The following is a 12,847-nucleotide window of genomic DNA, read 5'->3' on the forward strand; positions in this document are numbered from 1 at the left end:
ATCGAGTGCGCTCACAGGAAGACCGCCAGATTCTGCATACGCAGCACCGACTCATCGACATAGATGGTGCGCCGCGCCAACTTCCACTGGTCATCTGTGCGCCGCAGCAGGTCTTCCCGGCCGCAGGAGACGAACGCCGCCTCGTTCACATCGCCGCGGCTGCGGAACAGCAGCTCGGCTGACTCGACGATCAGGTGCTGGTCGTCCTCGCAGGCGAAGGTGCGAACGTTGGTGATGTGATGGCGCAGCCGTGACGGCGGATCTTCGGTCCAGGCGTGCTCGGTCGCAAAGCGCGCGACGCGCCGGTTCAACGAGTATTTGTTCTCATCGAAATGAGCCATGCCCGGCGAAGTGTCGAATCCAGCTCCCGAGGCGGTCGTCACCCGGACGGGCATGAAGTAATGGATGTCCTCGGTGAGGGTGTCAAGCCATTCGGTGTACTGCTGTGCGTCGAGTAGATAGGCCTCGTCGACCAAGAACTGGTGCGCCTGCAGGTGTCGGGTGTCGTTGAACGGCAAGGGCTTACCGGTACGGAGCTGCTTGGGTGCATGCTCACCAAGAACTGCAAGCTCCCACGGGCCGCGGGCATCTTTTGGCCGGGCGAACCCGGGCCGCTGGCTTTTCTCGGCGGACGTCATACCCGGGCCTCCTCGCAGCCGGCATCGCACGCCGACGTGCCGTTGGTCTGCACGAGGGGGGTGATTCCTTCGCGCTGTGTGCCCATCGCTGCGGTGTCGGTCGCCACCGGGCTCATTTGGAGGTGATCGGCCCACATCCGAAGGATCTCGCGCTGGTTGTTCTCGTTGTAGCCGACTTGAGCGGTGCCTGGGCCATGGAACAGCTCAGGTGGCAAGGCGTTGACCACGGGGGTGTCGTCGGCGAGCAGGCCCATCCGGCCGTTGAGCAACAGTTGACGGGCCATGGAACCGGCAGCGGTGTTGGTCAGCGACACCCAGTTCTCCACGTCATCCTGTTCGAACATGCCCGTGGAGCCAAAGCACATCAGGTAGGCCTTGTAGGAGTCTTTCTTGAACTGCTCGGGGGCGGCCGCATCGACCGCAAACCACGAGTACACCTCGGTTTCGTTCTCACTGATCGGCTGCCAGGTGCGGATCGAGATGAACGGCAACACATCTTCGCTGTCCTGGATCTTCGGCCAGTTGTGAACCAGGCTCATGTTAGGAAAACAGGATGCCGCCGAGATCATGAAGCCGTCGTCGGCGACCATGCGCTGGTGGTCGGCCGACCACACGTCCTTGATGCGCCCCACCATTTCGTCGGGATAGCCGACGTAGCGCATCCGTTCCTCGAAGTCGCCGGGCGGCAGCTTGTAGGTGGTACCTCCGCCGCAGGTCGCCCAGTACGTCGCGCCGTCTTTGCGCTTCTGCGCCTTCGGTTCCCGAAATAGCCCGATATCGACGACAGAGGCGTGGGTGTGCGGGGTGTGATACATGTCGCCGGCGAAATTCTCGACGCCGATCTTCCAGTTCGCCTTGATGCGCCACCGTTGCGGGCCGCGCACCTCGAGGCCGCTGCGGCTCTGCCTGGTGTAGAAGTCGAGATAGAACTTGAAGTCGCCGAGAAAGTCCTCGAGCGGGGGAGCCTGCGGGTCAAGGCTGATGAAGATCAGACCGTTGTAACTGGCGAGACTCGGTGCGGGCAACAGAGTCTGGCCGCGCTTGGAAAAGCCGGCTTCGCCGCCATAGGCCTCTTGGTGGAAGGGCAAGCCGGTGATGCGCCCGTCGTTGCGATACGACCAGCCGTGGTAGGGACATCGGAAATTGGAGGCATTGCCCATCTCGGCGCGGCAGATCTGCATCCCGCGATGCAGGCACATGTTGAACATGGCCCGCACGTCGCCCTTGGAGTCGCGCGCAATGATGAAGGAGTCGTTGAGCAGGCGTCGCACGACGTAGTCGCCGTCTTGGGGGATCTCCGACTCATGCGCGACGAACATCCAGGCGCGACGGAAGAGCCGCTCCTTCTCGAGTTCGAAGATCTCAGCGTCGTTGTAGATGTGCGCCGGGATCATGCCCCGCCTGACCTCATCGAGGACATGCCGGTGATCACTCATCGATGCGTCTCCAGTCTTGAGAACCCAAGATATCTGTTATGCAGAGAAAGTCCCGGGGCTGTGGCGAAAACTCTGCCAGGATTCCCGCTTAAAGGTCAACAACGCTGGGTAGTGTCTCTGCTATGCAGAAAGACGAGCCTGGTTGGTCGCCGGGCGACGCGGCCCCGGACGGGGGTGTGCCGCAGTACCCGATCGGAGCGGTGGACCGGGCGCTGAAGCTGCTGCTGCTGCTGGGGGAGCAGCCGCAGATCCGCTTGACCGACGCGGCGAACCACTTGGGCGTCGCATCCTCCACTGCCCACCGGCTGTTGGCGATGCTGCAGTACCGGGGCTTTGTGCGCCAGGATCCGGCGTCCAAGGCGTATCACCCCGGGCCCGCGCTGATGAGCGTGGCGTTCTCGGTGTTCAACCGCATCGACATCGAGGGTGCGGCAAAGCCGGTACTACTGCGCCTCAGTGAATGTCTCAACGAGTCGGTGCACCTTGGCGTGCTTGAGGGCTCCAACGTCCGCTTCATCGCGGCTGCCGAGGGGCAGGCTGCGGTGCGGGTTGCCTCACGGCTGGGACGCACCATGCCGGCGCATTGCACCTCGACCGGCAAGGCGCTACTGGCGCGCCTGTCTGACGCCGACATCGCCCGGCTGTATCCCACCGAAGAGCTGCAGCGTGTGACGACACATTCGGTAGGCACCAGGACGGAGCTGCACCGCGAGCTCGGTCGGATACGACAACAGGGCTACGCGGTGAACCGGGAGGGCAGTGAGGACGGCGTCGCCTCGGTTGCGGTGCCGATTCCCGCGCGTGCGCCGGGTGTGCTGCTGGCGCTCAATGCCGCAGCGCCCGTTCACCGTCTGAGTATTTCGCAGTACCAAGGGGTGGCCGCTGTGCTGGTCGAGGCGGCCAAAGAGATAGGCGCACAGATCGGCTAGGTGCTACGGCGAGGCCAAGAGCAGCTGCGCCCGCCGCGCCAACAGCCGACGTACCGCATCGTCCATGTGCTCATCGATCAGTCGGATTGCCAGATCTTCGTCTCCGGCACCGATCGCCTTGCGCAGCACGACATGTTCGGTCACCTGTTCGCGTAGGTCGGGGTAGGCCTCTTCGAGTTCTCCGAGCAGGATTCGAGTTTCCGACAGCAGGGTCCGCATCGCGCGGTGCAGGCGAGGGCTGCCGGCACACTCGACCAGCACCTCATGGAACGCCTGGTCGGCGTCGGCCGCAGCGGTGCCGTCGCCGTGGGCGGCGGCCACCCGCAGGGCCTCCACCGGACCACGCAACCGCGCCGCCGCTCCGCGGGGGTCACCGTGGAGCACTTCGATCACTGCGGCGCGTTCGATGGCCTTGCGGGCCTGATACACGTCGCGGACGTCGTCGTCGGTGAGTTCGACGACGAAGATGCCTCGGTTGCGTTCGCTGCGCAGCAACCCTTCGGCCACCAGCCGCTGCATCGCCTCCCGTACCGGTCCACGCGACACCGCAAACTGCGCGGCCAGACTCGCTTCACCGAGCTGCTGACCCGGCAACAGCCGGCCGCGGGTGATCGCCTCCCGCAGTCGTTCGGCGATCAACTCTGCCGTCGAAGCTCGGCTCAGTGGCTCGAACGCGGCATCGTGTGAGATTGTCATCGCCCATCCTCGAACAATGCGCCCAGCCCGGCGGTCCGCCGGGTTATCCCGGCGATGCGCAAACCTTCCCACACCGTCACCGCGTTAGCGGTCAGTACCGGCTTGCCCAGCAGTTGCTCGATTTCGTCGACCTGGTCGACGGTGTGCATGGCGGTGTCGGGAATCAACAGTGCGTCCGCCCGGGGACAATCATTGCGCAGCGCCAAGTCCCGGACCTGATTCGGCGTCAGCCGGCCCACCTCTGCGGCGGTGGGGATGCCGGCGTCGCCCATGGCTTCGACGGTGACGCCATGGGCGGCAACAAAGTTCACGAACAACTCGGCGATGTCGCGCGGATAGCTGGCCGCCACCGCGACGTGACGGCAACCGAGCGCGGCCAACGCGTGCACGAACGCGAACGAGGTGCTCGAGGCGGGCACGCCCGCTTCCGCCGCCAGCTGCTCGACCTGCTCGGCCGCGCCCGTGGGGCCGAACACGAAGCTGCCCGATGTACACGCCCAGACCACCGCGGCGGGCCGCTGCGGCGCCAGCAATGCCGCCCCGCGGGCGAGTTTGTCAGGGCTGCCGAGATCCATCAGCTCTGGCACGGCGTGCAGGTCGGTGCCGTAGATGTGCGCCACGGGCAGGTGCATGTCCAGCAACCGAGCTGCGCGCGGGTAGTCGGACTCGGCGGCGTGGTCGGGATAGATGAACCCGACGGTGGGTGGTGCGGCGGTCACTGCGGGGCTCCGGTGAAGACGTCGCGGAGCCACTGGCCGGGGCCCATCATCGGCAGGTCCATCCGGCCCAAGCACGCCCACATCGTGAGTTGATTGGCGGTGAGGATCGGCTTGCCCAGCATCTGCTCCAGCGGCGCGACGATGTCGTAGGTCCGCAGGTTGGTGCAGCTGACGAAGATGGCCTGCGAGTCCGGGCGATCGGCGGCCAGGATCCGTTCGGCCACGGTGCGGTAGTTGACTTTCCAGATCCCCCCGCCCAGCCCCAGATGATCCGAGTGCAGCACGGACACCCCGAGCTGATTCAAGAACACCCGCAACAAGTCGGTCAGCTCTTCGTCGTAGGGGGTCAGCACGCTGATCCGCGAGATGTCCAGTGCGATAATGGCTTCGGCCAGTGCTCCCGATGTGGTGACCGCCGCCTTGGCGCCGGCCGCCTCGATCGCAGAGACCAGCGTCTTCTCATACTCGACGCCGTGGATGAAGCTGCCTGACGAGCACAGATAGGCAACCACCTCTGGTTCGACGTGCAGCACGTCTCGGGTCGCCGCCTGTAGGTGGTTGGTGTCAGACACCAGCTCGGCCATGGCCCGGCTGACCGGGACCGGTTCGTAGTGAGTACGGGCCAGGTGCAGCGTCACCTCGGCGGGGATCCAGCGCCACAGTTCGCGTTCGATGGCCAGGTCGAACGGCGCGATGATGCCGACACCGCGCTGATCAACCGGCCCGTCGAACTCCGGCAATTCCGGAAACTGGGACAGATCCATGGGTTTCCCCATACCGACGTTCCACCCCCAGGCCAGCCCTGGATTGTTGACAATCATACGATCTGTTTCTACGGTGTCAATGTGGACGCGCGGCCGGTGGTGACCGTCCAGCACGGTGAGTCGGTTCCCGCCCAACTCGATTCGATCAGCGCAGACGCGGAGTTGCGCATGGTTCCGTCATCGCGGCTGGCCGACGGAATTGTCGGCGCCGACGTGCTCTTCTTGTATGACTTCTCCTCTCCCGCACTGGAATCGGTGTGGTCTTCCGCCGAGGCGCTGCGCTGGGTCCAGGTCGCCGCGATCGGCGTGGACGCCGTGCTCTTCGAAGAGCTGGTCGACAGCGATGTCGTGGTCACCAATTCGCGCGGCATATTCGAGGAACCCATTGCCGAGTACGTGCTGGGCCAGATCCTGGCCTTCGCCAAGGACTTCCGGCGCTCCGGGGAGGCTCAGCGTGTCCACCGGTGGGAGCACTTCGACAGCGAGCCGATCGCCGGCGCATCTGTGACCATCATCGGGCCGGGCCCGGTAGGGCGGGCCGTCGCCCGGTTGCTGCGAGCCGTTGGCATGTCGGTGCGCGGCGTGGGCCGCAGCGCCCGCGAGGATCCCGACTTCGGCTCGATCACCACCGATGTGCTCGCCGCAGTCGCCGACGCCGACTATGTGGTGCTCGCCGCCCCATTGACGGCGCAGACCCGGGGCATGGTCGAGGCCGGGGTGCTTGACGCGATGCGGCCGACGGCGCGCCTGATCAACGTGGGGCGCGGCGAGCTGGTGGACACCGGCGCGCTGGTGGCGGCGCTGCAGAACGGCGTCATTGCCGGGGCGGCCCTCGATGTCGTCGAACCGGAGCCGCTTCCTGCCGATCATCCGCTGTGGAGTGCGCCCAACGTCAGCCTGACGCCACACAACAGCGGTGACATCCGGGGTTGGCGGAGTCTCTTGCAGCAGCAGTTCATCGCCAACTTCAAGCGATATCTCGCTGGGCAGCCACTGCACAACGTCGTCGACAAGCAGATGACCCGGTACGCATCCAGCGGAACCGGGTGAGGGGGCGGACATGACCGAGCCGACTGAACTGACCGCTCTGCAACTGGTCGCCGCCTACACCTCCGGTGAGCTGTCGCCGGTGGAAGCCACCGCCGCCGCTCTCGCGGCGATCAGCGAACGTGACGGCGAAGTCAACGCCTTCTGTCTGGTCGATGAAGAGGCTGCGCTGTCGGAGGCCCGTAAATCCGAGGTCCGCTGGGGCGGCAACTACACCAAGGGCCTGCTCGATGGGGTGCCGATCGCGATCAAGGACGTCTTTCACACCGCCGGTTGGCCGACTTTGCGGGGATCGCTGCTCGCCGATGCGGCGGGGCCATGGCCCGATGACAGTCCGGCGGTGGACAAGATCCGCAACGACGGCATGGTGCTGCTGGGCAAGACGACCACCCCGGAACTGGCGTGGAAGGGCGTCACCGACAGCCCACGGACCGGCGTCACCCGCAATCCCGCCGACACCACCCGTACCGCCGGTGGCTCCTCGGGTGGCAGCGCCGCCGCCGTCGCGGCCGGAATGGCGCCCTTGGCTATCGGCACAGACGGCGGCGGAAGCATCCGGATCCCCGCGAGTTTCTGCGGGGTGGTCGGTTTCAAACCCACTCACGGCCGGGTGCCGATGTATCCGATCAGTCCGTTCGGGCCACTGGCGCACGCCGGCCCGATCACCCGGACCGTCGAAGACGCCGCCGTGCTGATGGACATCATCGCGTTGCCGGACTTCCGCGACCCCACATCGTTGCCGGCGACTCTGACGACCTACCGCGGTGAAGTCCGGCGCGACCTGGTCGGTCTCGACGTCGCGTACTCGCCGACTCTGGGATATGCCGACGTCGACCCGCAAGTCGAATCCGCGGTGGCCGAGGCGGTTCAGGCACTGGCCGACGCGGGATTGAACGTTGTGATAGCCGATCCCGGCTTCGCCGACCCCATCGACGCGTTCGAGGTGCTGTGGGCGACCGGGGCAGCGGGCAGTCTGCGTGGCCGAGAGAGCGACCGCGGGCTCGTCGACCCGGGCCTGGCCGACATGTGGGCCCGGGGCACGGCGGTGTCGGGCGTGGACTATCTGGCCGCACGCCAGGTCAGTGTGGATCTGGGGTTGACCATGGGCCGCTTCCACGAACGGCACAACCTCTTGATCACGCCGACCACGCCCATTGCGGCCTTCACCGCCGGCCACGACGTGCCGACCGAATCCGATATGCGGTGGTGGGCGCAGTGGACGCCGTTCACCTACCCGTTCAACATGACTCAACAGCCGGCGCTGAGCATTCCGATCGGCGCCACATCGGAGGGGCTGCCGATCGGCATGCAGATCATCGGACCCCGGCACAGCGACGATCTGGTGTTGGCGGCCGGTCTGTTCGCCGAGCGAGTGCTTGGCCTGACCGGTAGATCGCGCCCTTGCCGGCCCCTCGCTAGGCCCTAGTGAAGGCCAACTGTTCGCCGACCGCACCGGCCATCCACAAGTCGTTGCATGCGGCGGCCATCTCGCTCAGGCCGTCCTCGATTGTGGCGAAGACGTTGCCGGGCACCCACCCGACATCGCCATTGACCAGCAGGTTGTTGCGGCCGTAGAATATCGCAAGGTCCGTGGCGCCCAGCGGTGAACTCGCTTGCCCGTCCGCGTCGTATCCGTAGGCGGGGTTGCCGATGTCACCGGCGTCGAAGTCGAAGAAGCAGACGTCGCCGGGGATTGGCGTGACCGTGGTGTTCTCCCGGCCCGGGCTACCCAACGGCGGCAACAGCGTGTAGACCTCGTTGCGGGCGTACTTGCCGTGAAAGGCCTGGCCGGCGACGGGCAACGCTTCCCAGACCACGGCGCAGGTCAGGGGCGCCTGCTCGTCGAGCAGGCGCGCGCGGCACGACACCCCCCGCCCGGTCAGCGTGATGGACAGGAAACGTGCCACAGCAGTCCCTTTCCTCTCCGTCCGGGTCTAGACCGGGTCGAAGACGCGGCTGGCGATGAATGTCGGTCGCGGAACGGCAGCGCCGAACGGCTCCACCAGGGTGTTGTCCACGCTGTTGTAGACGATGAAGACGTTCGAGCGCGCATACGGCGTGATGTTGCTGCTCGAGCCGTGCATGCAGTTGCTGTCGAAGAACACCGCGGACCCGGCCGGGCCGGTGATCTGGCGAATCCCGTGCTGATCGGCCAGCCAGGTCAGGCTCGCATCGTCGGGTGTGCCGATCTCCTGCTGTTTGAGCGACGAGCGGTAGTGATCCGGCGGGGTCTGACCCGGGCACGACACGAACCAACGGTGCGAACCGGGCATGATCATCAGGGATCCGTTGCTGTCCAGGTTCTCGGTGAGGGCTACCGAGACGCTGACCGCCCGAGGGCTGGGCATGCCGTCTTCAGCGTGCCAGGTCTCAAAATCGGAGTGCCAGTAGAACTCCCGGCCATTGAACCCCGGCTTGAAGTTGACCCGGCTCTGGTGCACATAGACATCGGAGCCGAGCAGTTGACGGGCCGGTCCCACCAGGCGCGGATCGGCGACCAGCGCGGCGAACGCCGGGCTGATCCGGTGCACCTCGAAGATCGACCGGATCTGGCCGCTGTCGCGCTCGCAGATCGAACGGTCGTCGGCGGCCAGCGCGGCGTCGGCCCGCAGGCGGTCGAGCTCGTTGCGCAGGTCTGCGACCACATCGGCGTCCACCAGGGTGTCGACGGCCAGAAATCCGTCGGCGTCGAACTGCGCGACACTGTCCGGGCTCCACGGCCCGCCGTTGGCTGCTGCGGTCCAGACCACCGGGTCGTGCCGGGGTTCGATACCGATCGTGACGTTATTGCGCGTGGGGTAGCGGTCGGTGAGGGTTTGGGCCATAGGAGGGGTCACGATGCCGTCTCCTGCGGATGTTCAGTGAGCAGGGGGTACGCGCCGGTGTCGTCGTGCACCTCCTGCCCGGTGACCGGCGGGTCGAATACGCACACCATGCGCAGATCGGTGTGGGCAATGACCCGGTGGTGCTCGTGACCGTCGAGCAGGTACAGGGTGCCGTCATGCAGCGGGTGCACCTCGCCGGTCTCGTCGTTGATCAGCTCACCTTCGCCGCCGACGCAGTACACCGCTTCAACGTGATTGGCGTACCACATCGAGGTCTCAGTGCCGGCGTACAGGCACGTCTCGTGCATCGAGAACCGCTGTCCGTCGCGGGCCAGCAACAGCCGCTGGCTGTTCCACGTCTTGGACTGCACGTCGCGGTCGGTGCCCTTGATCTCGGCGAGGGTACGGACAATCATCGGCTGACTCCTGAGGTGGTTGCGGTGAGTTCGCGGGCGGCGACGGCTTCGATCGACTGGGCGGCGATCATCAGACCTTCGGCTAGGTCGTCATCGTCAATGACCAACGGCGGCATCATTTTTACGACTTCGCCTTCCGGTCCAGAGGTCTCCAGCAGCAGTCCGCGCTCGAAGGCCTCGCGGCATACCGCCGCTGCCAGCTCGGGGCGTTCGAAGGCCACGCCGCGGATCAGCCCACGGCCGCGGGTGGTGACGCCGGGGATCGGGTCCACGACTTCGGTCAGCGCCTGTTCGATCAGTTCGCCCTTACGCAGTACGGACTTCTCCAAGCGGTTGTCGGTCCAGAAGTTCAGTGCGGCAGCGGCGGTCACGAAGGACGGGTTCTGGCCGCGGAATGTGCCGTTGTGCTCGCCCGGCTCCCACACGTCAAGTTCGGGCTTGAACAGCGTTAACGCCATCGGCAGCCCGTACCCGCTGATCGACTTGGACAGGCAGACGATGTCGGGAACTATTCCGGCCGCCTCAAAGCTGAAGAACGGTCCGGTGCGCCCGCAGCCCATCTGGACGTCGTCGACGATCAGCAGCAGGTTGTGGCGCTGGCACAGCTCAGACAGGCCGCGCAACCATTCCAGGCGGGCCACGTTGATTCCGCCTTCACCCTGAACGGTCTCGACGATCACCCCCGCCGGCTCATTCAGGCCGCTGCCGCTGTCATCGAGCAGACGCTCGAACCAGATGAAGTCGGGCACCACGCCATCGAGGTAGTTGTCATAGGGCATCGGCGTGGCATGCACCAGCGGGATACCGGCGCCGCCGCGCTTCATCGAGTTGCCGGTGACACTCAGCGAACCCAGTGTCATGCCGTGAAAAGCGTTGGTAAAGCTGATGATGCTCTCGCGACCGGTGACCTTGCGCACCAGTTTCAGCGCCGATTCCACCGCGTTGGTCCCGGTGGGCCCGGGAAACTGCACCTTGTAGTCGAGCTCGCGAGGCTTGAGGATCACATCGTTGAAGCGCTCCAGGAACTCGGCCTTCGCGACGGTGTTCATGTCGAGGGAGTGCACCACTCGATCCGAGCTCAGGTACTCCACTAGCGGCGCCCGCAGATCAGGGTGGTTGTGGCCGTAGTTGAGCGCTCCGGCGCCGGCAAAAAAGTCCAGATATTCCTTGCCGTTGACATCCCACATCCGGGAGCCACTGGCCCGGTCGAACGTCACCGGCCAGGACCGGCAGTAACTTCGTACCTCGGATTCCAGGGTTTCAAAAATCGTCATAGTTCCTCCGTCCGTCGGTCACATACAACGGAACGGAACGACAGGTCGACGTCAAACTCGTGCCGCGGGTGATCTCGGCTCGACCTACCACCCCGCTCGTATGCCCCCGGCCTAGGTCTGTCGGGGCTCACGTTTGCGCGTTCGTGACCTTACCGAGACCATTTTGTGATCTCAACCTTGCCACGCCCTCACTGGCGACGTGGGGGTACCCGAAGCGGCCCGATGCGAAACAGTTCTTCTGCCAGATGAGATTCGGCGAACAAATCCGCTCCGAACAGCACGGAACACTCCAGTGGTGCATCCCATCGCCGAGCGAAGGCGCCGAACAGTCGGCGGCTGGCCTCGTTGTCCGGTGTGATCGAGGTCTCAAGATGAGTAACGCCTCGAGTGACCTGCGTGCTCGCCAGGTGATCGAGCATCCTGCCGGCCAGGCCGGCTCCCCGGTGCGCGGCGTTGACAGCCACCTGCCAGACCATCAGGGTCTGCGGATCCTCGGGACGCCGATAGCCGGTGACAAAGCCGCCGAGTTTGTGCGGCGGTCCCAGTTTCGGCTCTCCTGCGTCGAGCCTCGCTGAACCGCCGGCCTCGCCCTCTACCTCGGCGACTACCGAGGTAGAAGCGAAATCGCGGCACCACAGCAGGTAGGCGTACGGCGAGTTGACGTCGAGAGCGGCGCTGTCGACCGCCATCTGCCATAGGGCCTGGCCGTCCGCCACAGTTGGTGTCCGAAGCCGGACATGATCCGTATCCGTCATCGTTTCGACGGTACTTGCCGGCAGGTTCAGGGCTGCGCTGGCGTGTCCGGCGGCGGCCCGGGCGGCACTCCTAGGGTCCGCAGTGCTTCGAGCGCCGAGCGGCCATCGGGCTCGGCGCTCACCGGTACCAGACGCAGGGCGGCCAGGGGGAACAGTCCGCACAGCGCGAAGGCCACGGGGTAGCCGGCGGCGCCGATCAGCGCACCGAAGAGCGGGGGAGCGATGCCCGCGGTCAGCCGTTGGGTGGTGTTCTGGATGCCCAGCGCGCGACCACTCCAGTACGGACCGGCGATCTCGGCGACAGCTGTCGAGGCCAATCCGTTGTCCAGCACGGTGATAACCGCCGCGATAACCATCGTCGCCTCGGCGAGACGCGAGTGCAGGTGATCGGCGGTCCCCAGCGCCAGCATCGCCAGCGCGCCGGCGACGGCGAGGCTGCGAATCGGCCGCAGCCGCGAGCGCACGCGATCGGACCACCGGCCGGCCGCCACCCGCCCGGCGGCGCCGAGCAACTGCGACACCGTCACCAGACCGCCCGCGGCGGCGATCGACCAGTCGGTGTCCACGATCAGCCACACCAGCATGAATGTGGCGAGAACACACTGCGGAACCATTAACAGAGCCGAAGACAAGTGGATGCGCCACAGCACCTTTGACCCGTTGTAGGGGCTGGCCAGTTCGGTGCCGGAGGCCGCCGACCGTGGCCGGCGCGGTGGATCGATGACACCGATCGCACACGCCACCGCCGCAACGGCACACAGTGTTGCCGGAAACATCAGCGCCCGCGGCAGCCCGTGCTCGGCCAGCTCGGGAATCACCTCGGCTCCCAACGCGATGCCCAACGGTTGCGCGGTCTGGCGGATACCCATCACCAGTCCGCGCTGGTGAGGCGGAAACCAGCCCGTCACCAACCGTCCGCTGGCAGTGTTGGCACTGGCGGCGGCCATACCTCCGAGAAAGAGGAAAGCCCCGACGCCGACCAGCGACTGCATCGATGCCGCCGCGAACGTGGCCAGCGCGGTCAACGCGGAACCAACACTCAACACGATCCGCTCGCCGATGCGGTCCAGCAGCGCTCCCCAGGCGAACAGGGTTAGCACCATGCCGAAGCTGGGCATCGAGGCCAGCAGGCCAGCCATTGCCAGGTTGGTTTCCCTTTTGGTCTCCAGCATCGGGATGACAAAGGCGATGCCGTTGATGAAGACGAAGGAACACAGCGTGGCCATCAGAGCGACGACCACGACCGACCAGCGAGCGGCTTTCCCGATCGGCTCGGCGGACATCCGACCATGCTTCCACAGGCCCACCACCAGGGACGCGAGCTGAGCCAATTGATGACGGATGCGTC

General features: G+C 65.7%; 14 protein-coding genes. 3 read left to right on the plus strand and 11 right to left on the minus strand.

Annotation, left to right across the window (positions count from 1 at the left end):
• Window positions 1–11: 11 nt before the first annotated feature.
• A complete protein-coding gene (locus EJK91_RS05830) occupies window positions 12–638 on the minus strand; it encodes a 3-phenylpropionate/cinnamic acid dioxygenase subunit beta (protein ID WP_024443301.1) in 627 nt (208 codons plus the stop codon).
• Window positions 635–2,074 carry an aromatic ring-hydroxylating dioxygenase subunit alpha gene (locus EJK91_RS05835; protein ID WP_024443300.1) on the minus strand — a complete coding sequence of 480 codons (1,440 nt, stop codon included), beginning with the start codon at window positions 2,072–2,074 and terminating at the stop codon, window positions 635–637. Before EJK91_RS05835 ends, EJK91_RS05830 begins: the two co-directional genes overlap by 4 nt.
• Before the next feature lie 122 nt (window positions 2,075–2,196).
• Between EJK91_RS05835 and EJK91_RS05840 the strand changes: the two genes are divergently transcribed.
• The gene (locus EJK91_RS05840; RefSeq protein WP_125078469.1) at window positions 2,197–3,003 is read left to right on the plus strand and encodes an IclR family transcriptional regulator; all 807 of its coding nucleotides are present in this window, start codon (window positions 2,197–2,199) and stop codon (window positions 3,001–3,003) included.
• A 3-nt stretch (window positions 3,004–3,006) separates the two neighbouring features.
• Here EJK91_RS05840 and EJK91_RS05845 read toward each other — a convergent pair whose 3' ends face one another.
• From EJK91_RS05845 to EJK91_RS05855, 3 genes are read right to left on the minus strand one after another with little or no spacing between them, the layout of a single operon-like run.
• A complete protein-coding gene (locus EJK91_RS05845) occupies window positions 3,007–3,699 on the minus strand; it encodes a GntR family transcriptional regulator (RefSeq protein WP_024443298.1) in 693 nt (230 codons plus the stop codon).
• Entirely contained in the window at window positions 3,696–4,418 is a 723-nt protein-coding gene (locus EJK91_RS05850; protein WP_046301644.1) for a maleate cis-trans isomerase family protein, read from the minus strand. The genes EJK91_RS05845 and EJK91_RS05850 overlap by 4 nt, the downstream gene beginning before the upstream one ends.
• Window positions 4,415–5,182, minus strand: a complete 768-nt coding sequence (locus EJK91_RS05855) for a maleate cis-trans isomerase family protein (RefSeq protein ID WP_125078470.1) — start codon at window positions 5,180–5,182, stop codon at window positions 4,415–4,417. Before EJK91_RS05855 ends, EJK91_RS05850 begins: the two co-directional genes overlap by 4 nt.
• Before the next feature lie 81 nt (window positions 5,183–5,263).
• Here EJK91_RS05855 and EJK91_RS05860 point away from each other — a divergent pair, with 81 nt between their 5' ends.
• Complete coding sequence (locus tag EJK91_RS05860; protein ID WP_046301645.1) at window positions 5,264–6,232, plus strand: D-2-hydroxyacid dehydrogenase; 969 nt, start codon at window positions 5,264–5,266, stop codon at window positions 6,230–6,232.
• Window positions 6,233–6,242: 10 nt separating this feature from the next.
• Window positions 6,243–7,655 (plus strand): amidase, encoded by a 1,413-nt coding sequence (locus tag EJK91_RS05865; RefSeq protein WP_125078471.1) that lies wholly within the window; start codon window positions 6,243–6,245, stop codon window positions 7,653–7,655.
• On the opposite strand, the gene EJK91_RS05870 is transcribed toward EJK91_RS05865, so the two are convergent.
• From EJK91_RS05870 to EJK91_RS05895, 6 genes are all read right to left on the minus strand, one after another.
• Window positions 7,645–8,136: a DUF3830 family protein gene (locus tag EJK91_RS05870; protein WP_024443293.1), complete on the minus strand. Its 492-nt coding sequence runs from the start codon at window positions 8,134–8,136 to the stop codon at window positions 7,645–7,647. The two genes, EJK91_RS05865 and EJK91_RS05870, sit on opposite strands and share 11 nt — an antisense overlap.
• A 27-nt stretch (window positions 8,137–8,163) precedes the next feature.
• Entirely contained in the window at window positions 8,164–9,054 is an 891-nt protein-coding gene (thpD, locus tag EJK91_RS05875; protein ID WP_046301647.1) for an ectoine hydroxylase, read from the minus strand.
• A gap of 8 nt (window positions 9,055–9,062) precedes the next feature.
• A complete protein-coding gene (locus tag EJK91_RS05880) occupies window positions 9,063–9,470 on the minus strand; it encodes an ectoine synthase (RefSeq protein ID WP_024443291.1) in 408 nt (135 codons plus the stop codon).
• Window positions 9,467–10,744, minus strand: a complete 1,278-nt coding sequence (gene ectB, locus EJK91_RS05885; protein WP_046301648.1) for a diaminobutyrate--2-oxoglutarate transaminase — start codon at window positions 10,742–10,744, stop codon at window positions 9,467–9,469. The genes EJK91_RS05880 and ectB overlap by 4 nt, the downstream gene beginning before the upstream one ends.
• Window positions 10,745–10,932: 188 nt before the next feature.
• Window positions 10,933–11,499, minus strand: a complete 567-nt coding sequence (gene ectA, locus EJK91_RS05890) for a diaminobutyrate acetyltransferase (protein WP_125078472.1) — start codon at window positions 11,497–11,499, stop codon at window positions 10,933–10,935.
• 26 nt (window positions 11,500–11,525) lie between these two features.
• Complete coding sequence (locus EJK91_RS05895; protein ID WP_024443288.1) at window positions 11,526–12,782, minus strand: MFS transporter; 1,257 nt, start codon at window positions 12,780–12,782, stop codon at window positions 11,526–11,528.
• Between the last annotated feature and the right edge of the window lie 65 nt (window positions 12,783–12,847).

The organism is Mycobacterium sp. P7213, assembly GCF_900604305.1.
In the GTDB taxonomy this organism is placed as follows: Bacteria; Actinomycetota; Actinomycetes; order Mycobacteriales; family Mycobacteriaceae; genus Mycobacterium.

What these genes read in the sequence shown, in the direction of transcription:
- EJK91_RS05840 (WP_125078469.1), top strand. Translation starts at nt 2,197, where the DNA reads ATGCAGAAAGACGAGCCTGGTTGGTCGCCGGGCGACGCGGCCCCGGAC.
- EJK91_RS05835 (WP_024443300.1), bottom strand. Translation starts at nt 2,074, where the DNA reads ATGAGTGATCACCGGCATGTCCTCGATGAGGTCAGGCGGGGCATGATC.
- EJK91_RS05880 (WP_024443291.1), bottom strand. Translation starts at nt 9,470, where the DNA reads ATGATTGTCCGTACCCTCGCCGAGATCAAGGGCACCGACCGCGACGTG.
- ectB (WP_046301648.1), bottom strand. Translation starts at nt 10,744, where the DNA reads ATGACGATTTTTGAAACCCTGGAATCCGAGGTACGAAGTTACTGCCGG.
- EJK91_RS05830 (WP_024443301.1), bottom strand. Translation starts at nt 638, where the DNA reads ATGACGTCCGCCGAGAAAAGCCAGCGGCCCGGGTTCGCCCGGCCAAAA.
- thpD (WP_046301647.1), bottom strand. Translation starts at nt 9,054, where the DNA reads ATGGCCCAAACCCTCACCGACCGCTACCCCACGCGCAATAACGTCACG.
- EJK91_RS05855 (WP_125078470.1), bottom strand. Translation starts at nt 5,182, where the DNA reads ATGGATCTGTCCCAGTTTCCGGAATTGCCGGAGTTCGACGGGCCGGTT.
- EJK91_RS05865 (WP_125078471.1), top strand. Translation starts at nt 6,243, where the DNA reads ATGACCGAGCCGACTGAACTGACCGCTCTGCAACTGGTCGCCGCCTAC.
- EJK91_RS05845 (WP_024443298.1), bottom strand. Translation starts at nt 3,699, where the DNA reads ATGACAATCTCACACGATGCCGCGTTCGAGCCACTGAGCCGAGCTTCG.
- ectA (WP_125078472.1), bottom strand. Translation starts at nt 11,499, where the DNA reads ATGACGGATACGGATCATGTCCGGCTTCGGACACCAACTGTGGCGGAC.
- EJK91_RS05895 (WP_024443288.1), bottom strand. Translation starts at nt 12,782, where the DNA reads ATGTCCGCCGAGCCGATCGGGAAAGCCGCTCGCTGGTCGGTCGTGGTC.